20 protein-coding genes are annotated in these 20,117 nt (G+C 38.1%); 5 read left to right on the top strand and 15 right to left on the bottom strand.

Annotated elements, in window-relative coordinates; genetic code table 11:
* Together CXF64_RS12235 and galU are read right to left on the bottom strand one after the other, a co-directional pair.
* Window positions 1-1,222 (bottom strand): oligosaccharide flippase family protein (locus tag CXF64_RS12235; protein WP_157823669.1); only part of this gene is annotated, 1,222 nt, incomplete at its 3' end.
* A gap of 102 nt (window positions 1,223-1,324) precedes the next feature.
* Entirely contained in the window at window positions 1,325-2,218 is an 894-nt protein-coding gene (gene galU, locus CXF64_RS12240; RefSeq protein ID WP_101217161.1) for a UTP--glucose-1-phosphate uridylyltransferase GalU, read from the bottom strand.
* A 295-nt stretch (window positions 2,219-2,513) separates the two neighbouring features.
* On the opposite strand from galU, the gene CXF64_RS12245 reads away from it, so the two are divergent.
* The 5 genes from CXF64_RS12245 (at window position 2,514) to CXF64_RS12265 (ending at window position 8,115) form a co-directional block, all read left to right on the top strand.
* Window positions 2,514-3,209: a transglutaminase-like cysteine peptidase gene (locus tag CXF64_RS12245; protein WP_101217150.1), complete on the top strand. Its 696-nt coding sequence runs from the start codon at window positions 2,514-2,516 to the stop codon at window positions 3,207-3,209.
* Window positions 3,193-5,196, top strand: a complete 2,004-nt coding sequence (locus tag CXF64_RS12250) for a bifunctional diguanylate cyclase/phosphodiesterase (protein WP_101217151.1) — start codon at window positions 3,193-3,195, stop codon at window positions 5,194-5,196. Before CXF64_RS12245 ends, CXF64_RS12250 begins: the two co-directional genes overlap by 17 nt.
* A 21-nt stretch (window positions 5,197-5,217) precedes the next feature.
* Entirely contained in the window at window positions 5,218-5,727 is a 510-nt protein-coding gene (locus tag CXF64_RS12255) for a hypothetical protein (protein ID WP_101217152.1), read from the top strand.
* Window positions 5,728-5,828: 101 nt separating this feature from the next.
* Window positions 5,829-7,145, top strand: coding sequence for an O-antigen ligase family protein (locus CXF64_RS12260; RefSeq protein WP_101217153.1), 1,317 nt, complete (start codon window positions 5,829-5,831; stop codon window positions 7,143-7,145).
* A 598-nt stretch (window positions 7,146-7,743) separates the two neighbouring features.
* Window positions 7,744-8,115: a GxxExxY protein gene (locus tag CXF64_RS12265; protein WP_024590372.1), complete on the top strand. Its 372-nt coding sequence runs from the start codon at window positions 7,744-7,746 to the stop codon at window positions 8,113-8,115.
* A gap of 593 nt (window positions 8,116-8,708) precedes the next feature.
* Here the strand turns inward: CXF64_RS12265 and CXF64_RS12270 are convergent.
* From CXF64_RS12270 to rpmF, 13 genes are all read right to left on the bottom strand, one after another.
* Window positions 8,709-10,568: an alkaline phosphatase D family protein gene (locus tag CXF64_RS12270; RefSeq protein WP_101217154.1), complete on the bottom strand. Its 1,860-nt coding sequence runs from the start codon at window positions 10,566-10,568 to the stop codon at window positions 8,709-8,711.
* 4 nt (window positions 10,569-10,572) lie between these two features.
* Window positions 10,573-11,352 carry a TatD family hydrolase gene (locus tag CXF64_RS12275; RefSeq protein WP_101217155.1) on the bottom strand — a complete coding sequence of 260 codons (780 nt, stop codon included), beginning with the start codon at window positions 11,350-11,352 and terminating at the stop codon, window positions 10,573-10,575.
* A 115-nt stretch (window positions 11,353-11,467) separates the two neighbouring features.
* Window positions 11,468-11,794: a PilZ domain-containing protein gene (locus tag CXF64_RS12280; protein ID WP_002962367.1), complete on the bottom strand. Its 327-nt coding sequence runs from the start codon at window positions 11,792-11,794 to the stop codon at window positions 11,468-11,470.
* Window positions 11,795-11,805: 11 nt separating this feature from the next.
* Window positions 11,806-12,720, bottom strand: coding sequence for a DNA polymerase III subunit (locus CXF64_RS12285; RefSeq protein WP_024590369.1), 915 nt, complete (start codon window positions 12,718-12,720; stop codon window positions 11,806-11,808).
* Between the two features lies 1 nt (window position 12,721).
* Window positions 12,722-13,348: a dTMP kinase gene (tmk, locus tag CXF64_RS12290; protein WP_007585737.1), complete on the bottom strand. Its 627-nt coding sequence runs from the start codon at window positions 13,346-13,348 to the stop codon at window positions 12,722-12,724.
* A 5-nt stretch (window positions 13,349-13,353) separates the two neighbouring features.
* Window positions 13,354-14,340 (bottom strand): endolytic transglycosylase MltG, encoded by a 987-nt coding sequence (gene mltG / locus CXF64_RS12295; RefSeq protein WP_101217156.1) that lies wholly within the window; start codon window positions 14,338-14,340, stop codon window positions 13,354-13,356.
* On the bottom strand, window positions 14,334-15,149 hold the full coding sequence (gene pabC, locus CXF64_RS12300) for an aminodeoxychorismate lyase (RefSeq protein WP_101217157.1): 816 nt from the start codon (window positions 15,147-15,149) through the stop codon (window positions 14,334-14,336). Before pabC ends, mltG begins: the two co-directional genes overlap by 7 nt.
* Before the next feature lie 59 nt (window positions 15,150-15,208).
* Window positions 15,209-16,447, bottom strand: coding sequence for a beta-ketoacyl-ACP synthase II (gene fabF / locus CXF64_RS12305; RefSeq protein ID WP_076923842.1), 1,239 nt, complete (start codon window positions 16,445-16,447; stop codon window positions 15,209-15,211).
* A gap of 216 nt (window positions 16,448-16,663) precedes the next feature.
* Window positions 16,664-16,900 carry an acyl carrier protein gene (gene acpP / locus CXF64_RS12310; protein WP_002962377.1) on the bottom strand — a complete coding sequence of 79 codons (237 nt, stop codon included), beginning with the start codon at window positions 16,898-16,900 and terminating at the stop codon, window positions 16,664-16,666.
* Between the two features lie 250 nt (window positions 16,901-17,150).
* Entirely contained in the window at window positions 17,151-17,897 is a 747-nt protein-coding gene (gene fabG, locus CXF64_RS12315; RefSeq protein WP_101217158.1) for a 3-oxoacyl-ACP reductase FabG, read from the bottom strand.
* Window positions 17,898-17,908: 11 nt separating this feature from the next.
* On the bottom strand, window positions 17,909-18,835 hold the full coding sequence (gene fabD, locus CXF64_RS12320; RefSeq protein WP_007585729.1) for an ACP S-malonyltransferase: 927 nt from the start codon (window positions 18,833-18,835) through the stop codon (window positions 17,909-17,911).
* Between the two features lie 52 nt (window positions 18,836-18,887).
* Window positions 18,888-19,928, bottom strand: a complete 1,041-nt coding sequence (gene plsX / locus CXF64_RS12325) for a phosphate acyltransferase PlsX (protein WP_007585728.1) — start codon at window positions 19,926-19,928, stop codon at window positions 18,888-18,890.
* 12 nt (window positions 19,929-19,940) lie between these two features.
* Window positions 19,941-20,111, bottom strand: coding sequence for a 50S ribosomal protein L32 (gene rpmF / locus CXF64_RS12330; protein ID WP_002962381.1), 171 nt, complete (start codon window positions 20,109-20,111; stop codon window positions 19,941-19,943).
* Window positions 20,112-20,117 lie beyond the last annotated feature (6 nt).

Below are 20,117 nucleotides of genomic sequence, written 5' to 3' on the forward strand. Positions count from 1 at the left end.
CTCTAATAACACAAAGCGATATACAAACACCATATGCAGCACCTAAAACCCCGAAGTAACTGATCATTAAAAGGCTTATTATAATTGTCAATAAACTCTCACTAATTGTAAGATAGGATATTGATTTATATTTATCTTTTGATATCAAAATAGCAGTACATGGCCCTTGCATATTAGCTATAAAAAAGCCAAATGAAATTATTTGCAATGCTGCTAACGTAACCTCAGAAAAATCGCCTAACCAGACTCCTAAGAACCACTCACCTTGAAAAACTATATTTAGGTATATAGTTAAGGAAAGAGTTGTCGCAACAATAATACTCAGTTTAAACTTAGAATTAGTAGATTCTATATCATCTATATATTTGCTAAAGTAAGGCGTTAAAAGATAATTAATAGATGAGGATATTTCTACATATATTTCCATCAGCCGTCCCACTACACGAAGTGGCACTACGGAAACACTACCGATAATAAAACCTACCAATAAAATCGGCGAGTTGTTTCGTATGTAATCATTTAGCCTTAAAAAAAACAGCCTAGATCCTCTCACCTTTAAATAATTGAAGGAATCCATAGAAACTGACGATAATTTATAGTCAGATTTGAAACCCGCTTTATAACTAAGGATTAATCTACAAACAAACTCAAATAGTGCAATTATGAAGAATGTGATAGCAACTGATATTATCCCAAGGTCATAATTGATCACTAATAATATGGTTATCCCTCTTGCAAGATTTGAAATAAATCGGACTAGGTTTGTAGAAACGACATAAAAATTTCCTATTAAGTATGACTGGAATGCACCAGAAACAAAATTCAGTGCGAAATTAGCAGCTAAAAATAAGATTATTAAATAGGTATTTACATTACTACTAAATGAAAAATTTATAACATTATTTGATATTAGAAACAGACTGATTAATACCAGTAAGCTAAATAATAGAGCTAAGATGAAGATACAAAAAAATGAAGTACTTATTAAAGGTCCTCGCTGAAATTTCTCCCGTTCTACTGATATTGCTCTGGCTATAATTGATCCGAGGCCAAATTCAAATAAAACAATATGTGACAACACAGCCATTAATAGAGACCAGACTCCGAAGTTATGATCCCCAAAGTAATGTAGCATTTCTCTAAATACTAAAAGTCCTATAAAAACTTGAAATATAATATTTACTACATTAAATATAGCACCACTTATGAGCTTATTTAACAAATCCAATTCCTTTTAAGTGGTGCTGTAAATAACATTTTGTAAAATTCGTCACGTAACCAGTTAAACTAAATGTCACTTGATTTTTTTATAATAAATAATTTGTTACTCGTTAATTAATGTTTTAACTGCTTTAGTAAACTCTTTACCCATATGGCTTGATTGCATTGCATATTCTACATTGGCCAACATATAACCTAATTTAGAACCACAATCATGAGATTTACCTTTTAGATGGTAGGCTTCAAGTGTTTCTAGGTGGCGTAATTGGAGTAAAGCATCAGTAAGTTGTATTTCACCGCCAGCTCCAGGAGGGGTGTATTCTAGTAAATCCCAAATTGCTGTAGATACAACATAACGACCTGTAATAGCTAAATTGCTTGGCGCTTCATCGTTATTTGGTTTTTCTACCATATTTTTAATGGTTGCATTTTCGCCTGCATTTATTTTTTTACCAGCTATATCAACTACACCATATTGATGCACTTGCTCTTGCGGTACGGGCTCGACCATTACTTGGTTGTAGCCTGTTTTGTCGAATCGGTCGATCATTTGGCTTAAATTGTCGGTTTTTGAATTTGATTTGTATTTATCAATAATTACGTCGGGTAGCATTACTGCAAATGGGTTATTACCAACAATTGGGCGCGCTGCTAAAACAGCATGGCCTAAGCCTAGTGGTGCTGATTGGCGAACAGAAATCACGGTTACATCTTTTGGTACTATTGAGCGAACCTCTTCTAGTAAACTACGCTTTACGCGCGCCTCTAGTGTGGCCTCTAGCTCAAAGCTTGTGTCAAAGTGGTTTTCAATCGAGTTTTTTGAAGCGTGTGTAACAAGCACGATTTCTTTAATACCAGCTGCTACGGCTTCGTTAACTACGTATTGGATTAAAGGTTTATCTACCAGAGGAAGCATTTCTTTAGGGATGGCTTTTGTGGCTGGTAACATACGCGTGCCAAGGCCAGCTACAGGTAATACTGCTTTTAAAACTTTCACTTTAATTCCTTTCATTATTTTTGCTAATCAACAAAAAAAGGAATTATTAAGCTAAAATTCCTTTTCGAGCGTTTCACATGCCGTGTGACATTGCTATTATACACAACACAATAATGCACTCAATAATAAAAGAGTACTTTTTGATTGTTTTTTTGTTAATTTTATGTTGCACCAAAAGTAAGCTGCATTGCACCACTTTAGTGCCTAATGCTTTTTAACGACCTATCCTTTTAAAGATACTAATACTATACTAGGCTTGTTTAGCTATTATGGAACACAAACTTAAGGAACATTTGTGCGTTTAGGGTTTAACATTTTATTATTAGTGTCTTTTTTTGTATGCGCACAAAATACGCTTTTGTATTTACGCAATAACGATATAATTGCGCGCGCTCAAAAACAGTATGGTGATGAAGGGCATAAACGTATTAAAAATTGGCTAAGTTTTATAGATGAGTCAGCTGATAAAAGTGAATGGCAAAAAATCCATTTAGTGAATGACTTTTTTAATAAGCACATTAAATACAAAACCGATGATGAGCTTTGGCACCAAAAAGATTATTGGGCCACCCCACTTGAGAGTTTAGGCCTTGGTATGGGTGATTGTGAAGACTACGTAATTGCCAAATACTTTACGTTAATAGCACTGGGCGTACCCGAAGATAAAGTACGTTTAATGTATGTACGCCAAAAAACAGTTAATCAACCTCATATGGTACTTATATATATTGAAACTCCAAATCAAATCCCCTTTGTTTTAGGCAATTTTAACACTAAACTACTGCCCGCTAATAAGCGCCCTGACCTAACACCTATCTATAGTTTTAATGGCCAAGGTTTATGGTTAGCCAAATCAAAAGGGTTAGGTAATAAAGTAAAAAATAGCCGTGGTGTTTCTGCCTGGAACACCATGTTAGAGCGAATTGAACAAGGTGAGCTTGCGCCCGCCAAAAGTGATAAAGGAACACCGAGTTATGTCTCGACTTTTTAAAAATGGATTAAGTTTAAAAACCCAAGTATATGGCCTTATTATATTGATTTCGGTACTTTCTTTTTTTGTACGCGTAATTACTGACGTTGATACCACTCGCCAATACTTACAAACGCAAATGGGTAGCCACGCGCAAGATACAGCAACAAGCTTAGGGCTTTCTATATCGCCTTACCTTGAAGAAGACAGTTTAATGATTGCCCAAACCATGGCAACCGCTATTTTCGACTCCGGCTATTACAAACAAATAAAATTTACTAACGCCGAGAATAAAATAGTTTTTGACCTAACAAGCCCAAAACGCGTTGAATCTGTACCTAATTGGTTTATTACAGCAGTAAAGCTTGAAGCCCCTACTATGCAATCAGAATTAAACAATGGCTGGATTATGGCTGGAGTGCTCGAAGTAACAAGCCATGTTGGGCAATCGTATTTAACGCTATGGGAACATACTAAACGCAGCTTTTATGGTTCTTTATTATTATTAGTAGCGTCGCTTGCTGTAGCATATTTGATATTACGTGCTGTGTTTAAACCTTTAAAAGCAGTAGAAAACCAAGCTCACTTGGTAACGCGTAAACGCTTTACATTAAACGACGAAATACCTGTTGCGCGCGAGCTACGTACTGTGACTAAAGCCATTAATAATATGGTAATGAACCTGCAAAGCACCTTTGACTCTTTAACAAAGCAAACACAAGCACTTACCGATGAAGTATATGTAGACTCACTCACAGGACTGGGTAACCGCCGTTCGTTTGAGAACCACTTTAACTCAGTGGTTGACACCATTACTAGCGACACTCCAATCACTGCAATGATGATTACTCTCCCCTCACTTGCTAATATTAACCAAACTGTAAGTTACCAAGATGGTGACGAGCACGTACATGATGTAAGCGTTACTTTGCAAAATGTGATTGGTGCTTTAATCAACTCTAAAATATTTAGACTTAACGGTAGTACTTTTATTGCTTTAGTCCCATTCGATATGCAATTTTTAAGTAGAACACGCCTCGATATAAATGATGCCTTTAGTAAAAAGAAAAACAGCTTACACGTGAATGGTTTTGCTAACTTAGCGTTAGTAAGTGTTGATAAAGGCTCATCTATCGGGAGTGTGCTTTCGGCGCTTGATACTGGCTGTACTATTGGCGATTCGGCTGTAAATAAAGTAGATAGAGATACTTTGTTTAGTGTTAAAGAGTGGCGTTCGCTTATTCAGTCAATTATTGCTACTGGTGAAGTTAGTTTTTCGGTGCAGCCAGTTAAACGCACCAACTCACAAAACAAGCAGTGCTATTTTGAGGTGTTTGCTCATTTTACGCATGAAGGCGAAAAGGTTAATAATGGCCATTTATTTGCTATGGCCGAAAAGCTTAACTTAACCGAAGAGTTAGACAAAAAAATAATTCGTAACTTTGTAAACGTTAAAGAGCAACACCCAGACGATACATTTGCGTTAAATATTAGTAAAGCTTCGTTGTATTCAACTGACTTTATTGAATGGCTTACTCTTTATGCTCACACTAAACCAATTATTAAAACAAACTTGGTTTTTGAATTGCATGAAATTAGCTTGCTTTATAACGTACATGTTGCCTCTTTACATATAGATACAATAAAAGATATTGGCATAAGTGTGTGTGTTGAACACTTTGGCACTAGTTTAACCTCGTTTAGATACTTGCAAGGGTTAGATATTGAATATATAAAAATAGATGGTAGCTATATTCAAGATTTATTAGATAACACCCAAAGCCAATTTTTTATTCAAACAGTTAATAATATTTGTCATGGCTTTGGTATTAAAGTTTTAGCTTGTTTAATTGAAAAACCTGAAACTTTAAAGGTACTTGAAGGTTTAGGTTGCGATGGCGTACAGGGCAATTTAATAATGCCGCCAACCAAAATAATAAAAACTAATGATAATGGCGCAAATAAAGAGTTTACTTTTTGCACCGATGCGCTAAAATTTTGTAATTAATACTCTACCAAGGGACAAGAGATGAAATCATTTATATTGGCCAGCTTAATCGCTGGTGCATCTGCACTTACAGTTTTACCAAGTTATGCACAAACGGATACTGATGCAGTCGTACAAACTGAAGGCATGACTAATTTAGTCAACGTTTTAAATAGCGTAACCGCTGAAACAGCTCCAGATCAGCTTAAAGCAGATTTAGTAGCGGCGATTAACGGCGTATGTACAAATTGTACTGCTGCCCAAGTTGATTCTATGATGACTGTAGTTGTAGACGCTATTGGTGCTGATAGCCCACTTATTGCTGATTTTTTAGCTGCACTTGTAGCCGCTGGCGTTAACAGCGATACCGTTACACTTGCTGCTATTACCGCTGGCGTTGATGCCACTGTTGCCTCTGAAGCAACAGCAGCTGGCCCAGGTGGCGCTCCAACTCCAGTAGCTCCGGTAATTGTTACTTTACCAACAACTCCAGTACCACAAGGTGCCGGCGGCACAGGTGGCGATGAAGGTATATCTGAAGTCGGTAACTAACAGTTAATAAAATAATAAAAACGCAGCCTTTTGGCTGCGTTTTACTTTATATGGCTTATTTTTTTAGCCCTTCTTTTTAGGCTCTTAGTTTAGAGAATCCTGTGAATCGTTTTATATTTTTTTTACTCTGCGCAATTTTATTTTTGCTGCCCTTACCATTAGGTAGTTACCGCCCTTGGGCAATTTTAGCAATGGGGATATTAATTAGTGCTACCTTTTTCATCCATTTAGTTTACAGCAGTATTAATAACGAGCACCCTTTATACCCACCTTTATATTCTTGGCCCTTATTTACTCTACTCGGTATAGTTGCGGGCGTATGCGCAGTACAAATATTTACCGTAAGTGTTGATCCATTTCAAACTAAACAAATGCTTATTAAAACAAGTTTTATGATTTTATTTTGCTGGCTACTATTTATTTATTGTAATACTGAAAAGCGTATTAAAAATTTAATATATGCAATTATAAGTGCAGGCGTTTTTCAGGCTTTATATGCCACTTATTTAAATTTATCGCCAGATATAATTAGCCCGTTATTTGGCTATAAACATACCGACCGTGCTATTGGTACGTTTACTTACTCTAACTTTTTGGCTAACTTTTTAGCTTTATGTTTATGTTTAGGTATTGGGGTTTTAGTTAGCGAATTAAAGCGCTCTACTAGCGATTACAAACAAACATTAAAGCAAACGCTTCGGGCGTGGACTGAAATACTTTTGAGCTCAAAAATAATTTTACGTATTTCGTTAATTATTATAATTATTGCTTTAATATTAACACGTAGCCGTATGGGTAACTCCGCGTTTTTTATCGCATTAATGGTGGTAAGCCTGCTGGCTTTATTTGTTTATAATAAAAAACCCAAAGCATTTAAATTACTTATTGTAAGTTTTTTTATTATAGATTTGATCGTAATTGGTGCAATATTTGATGTAGAAAAAGTAAAACAACGTATAAGCGAAACCAGCATTTCATCAGAAACCCGTGACGAAGTTGTACGTGATTCAATACCGCTTATTTTAGATAAGCCTTTGTTGGGCTCTGGTGGTGGTACATTTTATACTGCGTTTCCGGCGTATCAGTCTGAGCCTTATTCAGGTTACTACGATAACGCCCATAACGATTACGTACAGTTTGCAGTAGAGCTGGGTATACCTACTACAGCTGCACTAGGCTCACTTATACTCTACTGTTTATGGTTATGTATAGCTGCTATGAGAAAGCGTAAAACAGCATTGTTTCAGGGCGTTGCTTTTGGCTGTGCCATTGCAATTATAGATATGCTGCTGCATTCGTTGGTAGATTATTCATTGCAAGCCGGTGCAAACTCAATATTGTTTATGACTATTTTATGCTTGGCAATATTAAGTAGTAAATTACCCGCGTCTAAACGAAGCCGAAAAGAGCATGGTTAAATACAAAACTAAGTAATTACCTAATATAGTGATTAGAAGCTGCGCTTCTCACGCGAGCAAGCTCTGCTTCTACCGCCAAGGTTCAATTTACGGTTAACTTGTTAGCGTGGTAAGCAAAGCCTGTAATAAGTAATTTATTCACTAAGAGGCTAAGAGACGCTGCGCTTTTAGAGAAGGAAATAAAACCGATAATATATCCTGATTGGCATTATGTCTTCTCATTTACTCCTCTTTCGTTTCTCTTTGTGCAAATAGGTTTTTAGCTGATTTTAAATAAATTAAGCGCTGCTTTCTTAACAACCTTACTCCGTAATTAGTAATTTATTCACTAAGAGGGTATGAGGCGCTGCGCTTTTAGAGAAGGGAATGAACACAAAATGCAGTTTTGCTGGTATTATGCCTTTTCATCTACCCCCTCTTTGTGCAAATAGACCTTTGATTGATTTTATTAGTAAATAGATCAACAAACGAGTGACAACTTAATAGATTGCTTCATATAGTCTTCAATTTTGCTATTTTATTTGTACTACACTTAATTCTTATTTTAAAACTGTTTCTTAGTTAATTAAATGCTTGTAGATTAAGCAAAAGGATACCTATGGATACTGATACATTAACAAAAACGGTAATAGGTTGCGCTATAGAAGTACACAGGAATTTAGGGCCTGGCTTATTAGAATCAAGTTACGAAGCTTGCTTAATATATGAATTAAGTAAAATTGGCTTATCTGCTAAAAACCAAGTTGAGCTACCGATATATTATAAAGATCAATATATAAATACAGGTTACCGGTTAGATATTTTATTGCCTAATAAATTAATAATTGAACTAAAGGCGGTTGATAAGCTTCTTCCAATTCACTCTGCACAATTAATAACTTATATGAAACTTTCAGAAATAAGTACTGGTTTACTAATAAACTTCAATGTTCTAAAGCTAGTCGATGGCATAAAGCGCTTTAATTCATAAAAATTATTTACTTAGGTTTTAAGTCGTTATCCAAAGGGCTATAAGTAACTGTACATTAAATTTTTAAGCGATTTATTCACAAAGAGATTATGAGGCGCTGCGCTTTTAGAGAAGAAAATAAACACCGAAACTGTATTCTGATTGGCATTGTGTCTTCTCATTTACTCCTCTTTCGCTTCTCTTTGTGCAAATAGATTTTTAGCTGATTTTTAAATAAATTAAGCGTTGCTTTCGTAACAACCTTACCCCGTGTAAGTAATTTATTCACTAAGAGGGTATGAGGCGCTGCGCTTTTAGAGAAGAAATAAAACCGATAATATATCCTGATTGGCATTATGTCTTCTCATTTACTCCTCTTTCGCTTCTCTTTGTGCAAATAGATTTTTAAATAAATTAAGCGTTGCTTTCTTAACAACCTTACTCCGTAATTAGTAATTTATTCACTAAGAGGGTATGAGGCGCTGCGCTTTTAGAGAAGAAAATAAACACCGAAACTGTATTCTGATTGGCATTGTGTCTTCTCATTTACTCCTCTTTCGCTTCTCTTTGTGCAAATAGGCCTTTAATTTATTTAATTAATTATTGATTAAAAATTACTGTTCTTCTAAATCAAACTCAGTTAAATGCCCTTCACCATGTATAAGTTGGTAGCGGGCTAAATTTCCTTGCTCTAGTGTTATTAAACTAATAGCTGAGTCGCTTACTAAGTATTTTTGCCCTTCACCTATAGTTTGGTGCTTATCTACTTCCATGTGCCAGCGTTTGGTAAAAAAGTTTAAGGGACTTTTTGGGCCGTATAAAATTGAATCTAGTTTATCGAGTATGTTTATTAATTTACGCGGGAACTCGTTTTTAATACCGCTGGCGGTAAGTTGCCAAATCCGATTGGGATGATCGCCAAAACGCTTTTGCACCGAAAAGCAAAATGAGTAATGCACGTCTCCCGATAAAATAAGCGTTTCGTTTGGGGTGTCGGTTCGTCTAAAAGTATCGAGTAGCTTTTTGGCTGAACCTTCGTGCGCCATCCAGTTTTCTACGTCTACCATGAGTGGTTGGCCACATATGTTAAACATGGCTTGAATGGCTTCTATTGATTTAACACCAAATACAGGGGCTGGCGATACAATAATAACTTGGTCGTGGCTTAATAGGCTTTCCTCAAGCTCTGTGAGACGTTCCCAATCAAGTAGACCTGAAGGCTCGTTAAAGTTTTGCTCATTTCGCCAGCGGTGCGTGCGCGTATCAAGCACCACTACTTTGGGTATTGTAGTAAGTTCGTAATGCCAAAAGCTAAAGTCGTTTAATGGTTTATCAAATGCTTTAAACTGCCATAAATTATTAGCAGTACGGCTTTGCTTAAAAGGTGTAAGTAGCTCGCCTGTTTTATTTAGTGCATCGTTCCCCATTCCCTGAAAAAGCCAATAACTAATTAAACCGTTATTAATGATTCGTTTACTACTTGGGTTTTCATTTATAGCTTGCTCCCACCCAGCGGTCAGGTTCCAATCATCAGTTACATCGTGATCGTCAAACATCATTAGCGTAGATACATTGGCAAACAACCGCTCTACTTCACTTAAGCCTTTTGCATAATCAATCAATGCTGTTTTTTCAGCGTTAAAAATAATTTTGTTTTGCTCGCTTTGACCTAAATACGTTGTGTTTTGTATATCAACGCATTGCCAAGCAGCAGCACTAAAATTTAATAAATAAAGTGCTATATATTCTTCAAAATGGATAAGGTGATTGTAGGCTTTTACACTTGAAAAGTGAGGTTCGTCTTTTTTTAGCCAGTAACCAACACCTAACTTTGAGCGTTTTTGCCAAGGCGTTTTTGGTAAGAACAAATGGCGATTATAAAGTTGCTCATTTATGTCGTCGGGTAGCTCAATGGCAAGTGGTTGCTCTTTGTAAATACCTAAGGCTTTAATTAACTGATGAATAGCTAATAACATGGGCCCTGCTACATCATCGGCATAAACCTGATCACCACTCAGTAATAACAATTGTGCGCCTTGATTATTATTACCGCGCTGAGTGTTTTGCCAGTGACTTGCAGACACTAAGCTGTCTTTTGCTGGATGATGTGCATTACGGCACGAGCCATGCAAAATATCACTCAGTTTATTAGGAATTACAAATGCAGGCGCTGTTTGATTGCTATAGCACCAAGGCGACAAATCGACTGCTATATCATCAATTACAAGTTCATAGCTTAATAAGCTATCGACAGGGAGTTTGTTATTTATTGGCTTTATAATGACGAAATGCAGGTATAAATGTTCGCCTAAAGAAACAGTGTGTTGATCGCTATAACACTCAACATTTAATAAGTTTATTTGGCAGTTTGCAGGTCTGGAGGTAGCAAACTGAATGCAGACTCCAGTTCGCTCTGCACGGCGCACCATTGGCCCCATTAGTAAAATAGGAAGGTTTGCCGTGTGAGTAATCATGTATTTAGCCTTTAGCTGCTAATTTAAATAAAGAATAAAAGTTCTCGGTAGTCGCTTTAGCCAGTTCATTAAAGCTAATGCCTTTAAGTTCGCTAATGTAATAAGCAACATCTTCTACGTACGCTGGCTGATTTGTTTGCCCACGATACGGTACCGGCGCTAAATAAGGCGAGTCGGTTTCTATTAGTAATCTATCGAGCGGTATTTGTTTTACTACTTCTTTTAGCTCAATTGCATTTTTAAAGGTAACAATGCCCGAAATAGAAATATAAAAGCCCATGTCTATGGCTTTTTTAGCCATATCCCAGTCTTCAGTAAAGCAATGTAGTACACCACCGCAGTTTTCGGCCTTGTGCTCACGCATTAAATTAATGGTGTCGGCACGGGCATCACGAGTATGAATAATTAACGGTTTTTGTAATTCGTTAGCTACTTCAATATGCCCAACAAAACTTGCTTGCTGCACTGCGTGAGTATCTTTTGAATAGTAGTAATCAAGGCCCGTTTCGCCAATGGCAACGACTTTTTTGTGTGAGGCTAAGTCGATTAATTGCTGTTTATTAAGGGCGTCTTTTTGATCAAGTGGATGTACACCACATGAGGCTGATACATCGTCGTAGTGCTTAATTTTATCAAGCATGCTTGGAAACTGATCAAGCGTTACGCTTACACATAAAAAGTGCTCTATTTGCTTTGCACGCGCTTTATCAAGAACTTGGTCAAGGTTTAAGTCTAGTTTATCAAAATCAAGACGATCTAAATGGCAATGAGAATCTACAATCACTATAAGGCCTGTATTATGTTCAGGGTTTAAATTTGTTCGTTTAATTTATTATGTTAGCAATTAAAAGAACCCAATATAGGGCGGTGTTAATCTCAATGAAAAACCGACCCTATAACTACATGGTATATGTTTGATCGCCTGAGTTTAACATAGTCCCAAGTAGCTTTTCGATTTTAGCGTTTAGGTTTGTTTTATCGTCTAAAAAGCTAATACCAATACCTGGAGGGTTAGAGCTTTGTGCCCCTTGTGGCGTGATCCACGACACTTTACCTGTTACTACATCATCTTCTAAGGCATCGGGCAAGGTAACTCTAAGTGCTAATGAATGCCCTGCTTCGTAACGCATATTAGTACGTACAAATAAGCCACCTTTTTTTAAGTAAGGCATATAACAACGGTATAACTCGTCTAAATCGTCTATGTCTACTAGTAATTCTTGCATGATTAATCCTTTTAAGAATTTCGCAATGTGTATGCTAATCGTGATACAGCAAGCGGTAAATTAAGGCCAAGTACTTGTGTGTTATTTTGTAAAAACTCGCCTAATGCATTTTGCGCACTTTGATAAGCGTCAAAACTCATACCTTGCAGTAATTGCTGCTTTAGTTGCACGCTTAAAAACAAAGTAAATATGCGAACAAGTTCAGGCTGTTTATTTATTATATCGACTAACGCTTTGAAATTATGGCTTTGTTTAAACTCAGTTGCAAACTTATACAGTGTATCAATATTTTTTAGCTGGTCTTGCTGTTGCCAATGCTTTACTTGCAGCGGTTGGTTATAAAAAAGTGCTAGCCAACTATAGTTAGGTATATCTAATGTCTCTAACCATTGCTGGGCAAGTGCTGTATTAGTTATTTTTACGTCACTTTTAGCGCATCTACTTAAAATAGTTGCAGGGAGCTGTGCTGGTTGGCTTGTAGTTAATATTAAAAAGCGGCTATTAGTTGGCTCTTCAAGTGTTTTTAATAATGCGTTAGCTGCTGCTGTGGTCATTTTTTCGCAATTTTCGATTATTGCTACTTTATTGCCATTTTGCGCTGCTGAGTGATTCATAAAATCACTAATGCCGCGTATATCATCTACGCCTATGCTTTGCCCATCAACTTGCGTTAAACGCTTGTCGGGATGAGTACCCGCAAGAGTAAGTAAACAGCTTTTACAATGCCCGCAAGGTTTTAGCATACTGTTTTGCGCAGCTACCTGCTTAGCTATATTTTGGCATAACAAAGCATTACCAAGCTCATCACTTAACTCAAACTTACCTACGCCAACAGGCCCACAAAATAATTGCGCATGATGAAAACGCTCTGCACGATAACTTTGCGCTAAACGTGCTTGGGTATCATGTAGCCACGGCAATGGCATATTATTTTAGGCCTTCAAAAAATGAATGCAGTACATTGGTTATATCGCGATGTACTTTATCAATACTTTGGTTTGCATCAACCGTTTTAATTGTGTTGTCGTCATTAGCAAGTTCAACATAACGCATACGTGTACGCTGAAAAAACTCAATGGCTTCTTGTTCAATACGGTCAAGCTCACCACGCCCTTTTGCACGTTCAAGGCCTATCACTGGATCAATATCAAGGTAAATAGTTAAATCAGGCTTTAAGCCCTTTAATACCATTGACGAAAGTGAAGCTAATGTATTTGAGCTAATACCACGCCCACCACCTTGATACGCCTGAGACGATAAGTCATGACGATCGGCAAGTACCCATTGGCCTTTATCAAGCGCTGGGGTAATAACATTGTGCATTAATTGCGAACGTGCTGCGTACATAATAAGCAACTCGGTTTCAAAGGCAATTTCTTCTTCGTGCTCTGCTTTTACAAGCGTACGAAGCGATTCAGCAAGCGGAGTGCCGCCAGGTTCGCGGACGTTAATGAAGTCTATTTTTTGTTTGTTTAAAAAGTCTTGGCATAACGAAATAGCGGTTGATTTACCCGCGCCTTCTAGCCCTTCTATTACTATAAATTTTGATTTCATAAAAATTAATTCTTTTTATTTAATATATACGTTTTAACTGCCGCGTTATGCTGCTTTAACGTGGTTGAAAATTGGTGGCTGCCATCGCCTTTTGATACAAAGTAAACGTATTCACTTTGTGGCGGATTAACTGCAGCTAAAATAGCGGCTTTTGATGGCATTGCAATCGGTGTTGGTGGTAAACCATTAATACGATACGTATTGTAAGGCGTATAATCGCGTAAATCTTTGCGTTTAATATCGCCATCAAAATCAGCGCCTAATCCGTATATTACGGTTGGATCAGTCTGTAGGCGCATATTGGTGTTTAATCGATTAACAAACGCTGATGCAATTAACGGACGCTCGCTGGCAAGGCCTGTTTCTTTTTCAATAATTGAAGCCATTATAAGTGCTTCGTATGCTGTTTTGTAGGGCAGATTAACAGCGCGCTGCTGCCAAGCGTCGTCTAACGTTTGCTGCATTTTTTGTGCTGCACGTTTTAATACACTGCTTGCAGTATCGTTATTATGATAATGGTAAGTGTCTGGAAATAACCAGCCCTCTAAGTGCTTATTATTGCCCAGTATTTGTGTACTTAGTTCATCACTTTTTAAATCGTTTTGTAAATTATCGGCTTTTTTAATAGCACTTAGTACTTCACGTAAGTTTTGCCCTTCAATTATGGTAAAACTAAAGTTGATTTGCTGGCCTTGATTAATTTTTTTTACGTTGTTGATAACGCTATCATCTGTTAGCTCGTAAAGGCCCGCTTTTAAGTCGGTAAGTGTGGGATCTAATTTGGCAATTACTTGATAACGCCAGCAGCCTTCCACCCAGTTATTAGCTTGCCACTGCTGACATAACTTATTAAAGCCAGTGCCATGCTTAACTTCAAACTGTGTGTTTTGCGCTACTTTTAGCGGGCTATTTATTGTTGCTTGTAATTGCTGGTAACCAATAGCAGTGGTTATAACAGCTAAAAAAAGTACCGATAAAATAACTTTTAACACTCAGCCTCCTTGGCTAATAATTTCGTTAGTAATGCGTGGCTGTCGTCTGTATTAAATAACTGTTGCTCAATACGTTTTACAGGTACTGCTCCCATTAAGCTATTACACACAAATACGGCGTCTGCTTGGGTTAAGTTTTCTACTTTCACGCGTTTAAATTCAACAGGCAATTTATCACATAACGATTGTAGATAAACGCCCTTTATTCCGCACTCATCAAGCAATGGCGTAAACACACACTTATTTTTAATCGCAAAAATATTAGCTGCTGAAGCTTCAATTACATTGTTATTGTAATCAAGCACTAACACATCGTCACAGTTTTGCGTTTGCATCGCTTTTTTAATTAGCACTTGTTCAAGTCGATTTAATGTTTTAAGGCCCGCTAAATAAGGCTGTGCCGCTAATTTAATCGGGCTTATTTCGAGATTTACACCCTTTTTAGTAAGCGCTTCGTAATTACTAGGGTAGTCCAACACGCTCAATAAAATAGTGACATTACACTCACTTGGCAGCCCATAACCAAGCCCGCCTTCGCCTCGCGTTACAAGTATTTTAAGCACGTTTAGTGGTGCAGCGTTTATATGCAAAGCAATTCGATTTTCAAGGCTATTAAAGTCTAACTCAGGAAAACCCAAGCGCTGTGCGCATTCAATCAAACGCGCTTTATGATGAGCCCAATACTGTACTTGCCCATCAACAACCTTAGCGGTTGTAAAAAAGCCATCACCGTAATTTAAGCCCCTGTCACGCGTGCTTAAAGTGCTGTTTTGATCTACTGCTATTATTGTTTGCATTTTGTTTGGCATATAAAAAAAGCCCAGTTAAACAACTGAGCTCTTATAATTTGATTCGTTGTTAAAAAAGATTATACCTTTTTAAATAGCAACGAGCCATTAGTACCACCAAAACCGAACGAGTTACACAGTGCAAAGTCTAACTTTGCATCACGTGCAGTGTGAGCAATATAATCTAAGTCACACCCTTCGTCTGGGTTATCAAGGTTGATAGTTGGCGACACTTTTTGATCTGTCAGCGATAAAATCGAAATAATTGATTCAACCGAACCTGCAGCACCTAACAAGTGACCCATCATCGATTTAGACGAGCCTACCATTACATCTTTAGCTGAATTACCAAAAATAGACTTAACAGCGGCAGTTTCTGCTTTATCGCCTGCATTTGTAGATGTACCGTGTGCGTTAATGTAACCAATTTGCTCAGCGTTTACTTGCGCATCGTTTAGTGCGTTTTGCATTGCAAGTGCAGCACCCGCACCATCTTCTGGTGGTGATGTCATGTGGTACGCATCGCCGCTCATACCAAAGCCTACTAGCTCAGCATAAATTTTAGCGCCACGAGCTTTAGCATGTTCGTACTCTTCAACTACAACAACACCAGCACCGTCAGAAAGCACAAAGCCATCGCGGTCTTTATCCCAAGGGCGAGAAGCCGCTTGTGGATCGTCGTTACGTGTTGAAAGTGCACGCGCAGCATTAAAGCCACCCATACCAATTGGGGTACACGCTTTCTCTGCACCGCCAGCAACCATTGCATCTGCATCACCGTAGGCAATCATGCGAGCTGCATGGCCAATATTATGCAAACCAGTAGTACAGGCAGTTACAATTGAAATATTTGGACCACGAAGTCCATGCATCATTGATAAATGACCTGAGATCATATTAATAATGGTAGACGGCACATAAAATGGCGATAACTTGCGCGGACCACTATTTAATAGCTTAATGTGGTTTTCTTCAATTAACGTAAGCCCACCAATACCTGAACCTACAGCTACACCAATGCGTGCTGCGTTTTGCTCAGTGATTTCAAGGCCTGAATCTTTAAAGGCTTGAACACCCGCTGCAATGCCGTACTGAATAAACAAATCCATTTTTTTAGTATCTTTCGCTGACATGTATGCAGTTGCATCAAAGTCATTTATTAAACCAGCGAATTTAGTACCAAATTTTGATGTATCAAAGTGCGTTATTGTTTGAATGCCACTTTTACCATCTAATAAGCCTTGCCAGGTTGATTGAACATCATTACCTAGCGGCGTCAACATTCCTAAGCCAGTTACGACGACTCGACGTTTAGCCACGGTTTGCCTCCAATAAGGGATATTTTACAAGGGGATGATCATACCCAAGCTACCTCAAAGTGCTAGTCCCAAAATAGATTAAAAACGCATAACACAATCAAAATTAATTTTTAGCTAAAATTGAGCATAGAAATTTAAGTTTTGAATCACGAACTTTGAGGTGGTTTGGATATAAAAAATTAAAGGCAGCGGATGCTGCCTTTAACGTGCGATTAATTACTCAGCGTGTGCTGTAACGTAATCGATAGCAGTTTGTACTGTAGTGATCTTCTCAGCTTCTTCATCTGGGATCTCAGTATCAAACTCTTCTTCAAGAGCCATTACTAGTTCAACAGTATCAAGAGAATCTGCACCTAGGTCATCTACGAAAGAAGATTCATTTTTAACTTCTTCTTCTTTAACACCTAGTTGTTCAATGATAATTTTCTTTACGCGTTCTTGGATATCGCTCATTCTTCTTTCCTTTATTAAAAACGCCAATGCGTTATTTTCAGATTGCGGCGTAGTTTACGCCGCATAATTCTCTGATTCAATGATTTGACCATAAATAATTGTCTGGTCAAACCTCTGAGTGTGTGTTTTGTCTTTTATCGCTTATTTTCGCAGCGATTTCAAGTATGTTTAAAGCAAGTTCACAAATAATTCAATGTTTTTGAGGTAACTTACTTAACTTTATCAAGTAGCAATCTAGGTACAATGGCGATTAAACCATGTACATCGCGCCATTTACATGCAAAGTTTCGCCTGATACATACGCAGCCGCGTCAGATGCTAAATAACATACTGCAGCAGCAATTTCGTCTGGTTGACCTAAACGCCCTGCTGGAACATTTGCAAGTGTTGCTGCTTTTTGCTCATCAGTTAAATTATCAGTCATGTCTGTTTGAATAAAACCAGGTGCGATTACGTTAACTGTAATACCACGTGATGCAACTTCGCGCGCAAGTGATTTAGAAAAACCAATTACACCCGCTTTAGCCGCTGCATAATTAGCTTGACCTGCATTACCCATAGTACCCACTACTGAGCCAATGTTAATAATACGGCCTTTCTTTTTCTTCATCATTGGACGAAGTACTGCTTTAGATAAACGGAAAACTGAGCTTAAGTTAGTGTCAATAATATCGTCCCACTCAGTCTCTTTCATACGCATTAATAAGTTATCGCGTGTAATACCTGCGTTATTTACAAGTACATCAATATCGCCTAAATCAGCTTTTATTGCAGCAAGTGTTGCTTCAATAGATGCAGGATCGGTTACGTTTAATGCATAACCTTTACCATTGTCACCTAGGTATTCACTGATTTTAGCAGCGCCTGACTCACTTGTCGCAGTACCTGCAACTTTTGCACCTTGTGCAACTAATGTTGTTGCAATTGCTTTACCAATACCACGGCTGGCACCAGTAATTAGGACAACTTTGCCCTCTAATGAAAATAAATTAGACATTTTATATACTCTTATTTAGCTGCATCAATTGAAGCGGCGTCGTTTACTGAGCCACAGATCATTGCTTTATCAATTCGTTTAGCAAGTCCTGTTAATACTTTACCAGGACCAAATTCGTAGCTTTGTGTTACATCTTGCGCAACCAAGGCTTGTACTGTTTCTGTCCAGCGAACTGGGCTGTATAGCTGACGTACTAGTGCGTCTTTAATTGCATCAGCTGACGTTTCAGCTTTTACATCAACATTATTAATTACATCACACTTAGGTGTATTAAATGTTAAAGCGGCTAAGTCTGCTGCTAGCTTGTCAGCTGCTGGCTTCATTAACTCACAATGTGAAGGTACGCTAACAGAAAGTGGTAATGCACGTTTAGCACCGGCATCTTTACATGCTTGCGATGCTCTATCTACTGCCGCTTTATGGCCTGCGATAACAACTTGACCAGGAGAGTTGTAGTTAACTGGAGATACAACCTCACCTTGCGCTGAGGCAGCACACGCCGCTTTAATTTCTTCATCGCCTAAGCCAATAATAGCAGCCATTGAACCTACGCCTGCTGGCACGGCTTCTTGCATGTATAAACCACGGTTTTCAACAAGCTTTACGGCTTCGCTCAAGCTTAATACATCGCTACATACTAACGCTGAGTATTCACCTAAGCTGTGACCCGCCATAACAACGTCTGCATCAGGGTTAGCTGCTAACCAATCACGGTAAATAGCAACACTTGCAGTTAGTAATGCAGGTTGTGTGCGGTGGGTTTGATTTAATTTTTCTTCTGGGCCATTAAGAACTAGCTCTGCTAAGTCGTAACCCAGTGCATTTGACGCTTCTGCAAATGTTGCTTTAACAATGTCAGAACTCTCTAGTAGTTCTTGTAACATACCAACGCTTTGCGAGCCTTGACCTGGGAATAGAAGTGCAATTTTTTGTGCCATACTTTGCTCTTTTTAATTAAACAAATAAATAATGAAATACACGGCACATCAATTATTGATTAACCGCCGTGTCTTTAGAATGTGTTTTTTCGAAAATAGCGGCTATTTTATCAGGAAGTTGACGTTCAACCTCTTTTACCGCTTCATCAATTGCTGCTTGAAATGCTTTAGCTGACGCATTTCCATGACTTTTAACGACAATACCGCGCAATCCTACCAGAGAAGCACCGTTATACTGGTCGGGGTTCACCCTTTTATAGAGTTTTTTTATTATTGGGCGCAATATAAACGCCATACATTTATATAAAAGGTGCTTTTCGAGCGCGGTTGTAAACTTATTCATAATAAGCTTGGCAATGCCTTCACATGTTTTAAGTGCTACGTTGCCAACAAACCCTTCGCATACTATGACATCAGCCTTACCCGAAAAAATATCACTTCCTTCGCTGTAACCAATATAATTTATATGTGGGCTTTGCTGCATTAATTGTGCAGCTTGTTTAATGTCGTCGTGGCCTTTAATGTCCTCAGCGCCAATATTTAATAAACTAACGCGAGGATTATCCAAACCAAGTGCTTGTCCTGCAACAATAGAGCCCATAATGCCAAACTGATAGAGCATTTGCGCATCACAATGCACATTAGCACCTAAGTCGAGTAAATATACTGGGTTTTTAAGCTCTGTAGGAACAGATGAAATGAGTGCGGCACGTTTAACACCTGGCAGCATTTTTAATACATAGTGAGCCATAAAAAATAGAGCGCCGGTATTACCTGAGCTAACACATGCTTGAGCCTCGCCCGATTTAACTAAATCTAGGGCAACACGCATAGATGAATCTTTTTTTGAACGCACAGCAATTGCAGGTTCACAGGCATTAGTGACTATTTCACTACAGTGACGAATTATGAGTCTAGGATGAGGTAAAGAATCGAGGGATTCGAGTTCTTTAGATATAACGTGTTCATTGCCACATAAAATGAGAGTTAAATTGGCATGAGCATTTACTGCACAAACGGCAGCAGGAATAGATGAACGGGGGCCGTAATCGCCCCCCATCATATCTAACGCTATGGTTAGATCTTTCAGCATATAAGTAATCTCTTATTTAGAAATTACTTGAACGCCTTTGTAGTAACCATCTGCAGTCACATGGTGACGACGATGAGTCTCACCAGATGTTTGATCTACAGTTAAAGTTGGACCACTGATCGCATCGTGTGAACGGCGCATGCCGCGTCTTGCACGAGACTTTTTGCTTTTTTGTACAGCCATAGTCTT

The organism is Pseudoalteromonas sp. GutCa3, from assembly GCF_002836155.1.
Lineage (GTDB): Bacteria > Pseudomonadota > Gammaproteobacteria > Enterobacterales > Alteromonadaceae > Pseudoalteromonas > Pseudoalteromonas arctica.

Bases quoted from the DNA above. Each gene is read 5' to 3' on its own strand.
- CXF64_RS12250 (WP_101217151.1), top strand. From the start codon at position 3,193: ATGTCTCGACTTTTTAAAAATGGATTAAGTTTAAAAACCCAAGTATAT.
- CXF64_RS12255 (WP_101217152.1), top strand. From the start codon at position 5,218: ATGAAATCATTTATATTGGCCAGCTTAATCGCTGGTGCATCTGCACTT.
- CXF64_RS12265 (WP_024590372.1), top strand. From the start codon at position 7,744: ATGGATACTGATACATTAACAAAAACGGTAATAGGTTGCGCTATAGAA.
- CXF64_RS12270 (WP_101217154.1), bottom strand. From the start codon at position 10,568: ATGATTACTCACACGGCAAACCTTCCTATTTTACTAATGGGGCCAATG.
- CXF64_RS12280 (WP_002962367.1), bottom strand. From the start codon at position 11,794: ATGCAAGAATTACTAGTAGACATAGACGATTTAGACGAGTTATACCGT.
- CXF64_RS12285 (WP_024590369.1), bottom strand. From the start codon at position 12,720: ATGCCATTGCCGTGGCTACATGATACCCAAGCACGTTTAGCGCAAAGT.
- tmk (WP_007585737.1), bottom strand. From the start codon at position 13,348: ATGAAATCAAAATTTATAGTAATAGAAGGGCTAGAAGGCGCGGGTAAA.
- pabC (WP_101217157.1), bottom strand. From the start codon at position 15,149: ATGCCAAACAAAATGCAAACAATAATAGCAGTAGATCAAAACAGCACT.
- acpP (WP_002962377.1), bottom strand. From the start codon at position 16,900: ATGAGCGATATCCAAGAACGCGTAAAGAAAATTATCATTGAACAACTA.
- fabG (WP_101217158.1), bottom strand. From the start codon at position 17,897: ATGTCTAATTTATTTTCATTAGAGGGCAAAGTTGTCCTAATTACTGGT.
- fabD (WP_007585729.1), bottom strand. From the start codon at position 18,835: ATGGCACAAAAAATTGCACTTCTATTCCCAGGTCAAGGCTCGCAAAGC.
- plsX (WP_007585728.1), bottom strand. From the start codon at position 19,928: ATGCTGAAAGATCTAACCATAGCGTTAGATATGATGGGGGGCGATTAC.
- rpmF (WP_002962381.1), bottom strand. From the start codon at position 20,111: ATGGCTGTACAAAAAAGCAAAAAGTCTCGTGCAAGACGCGGCATGCGC.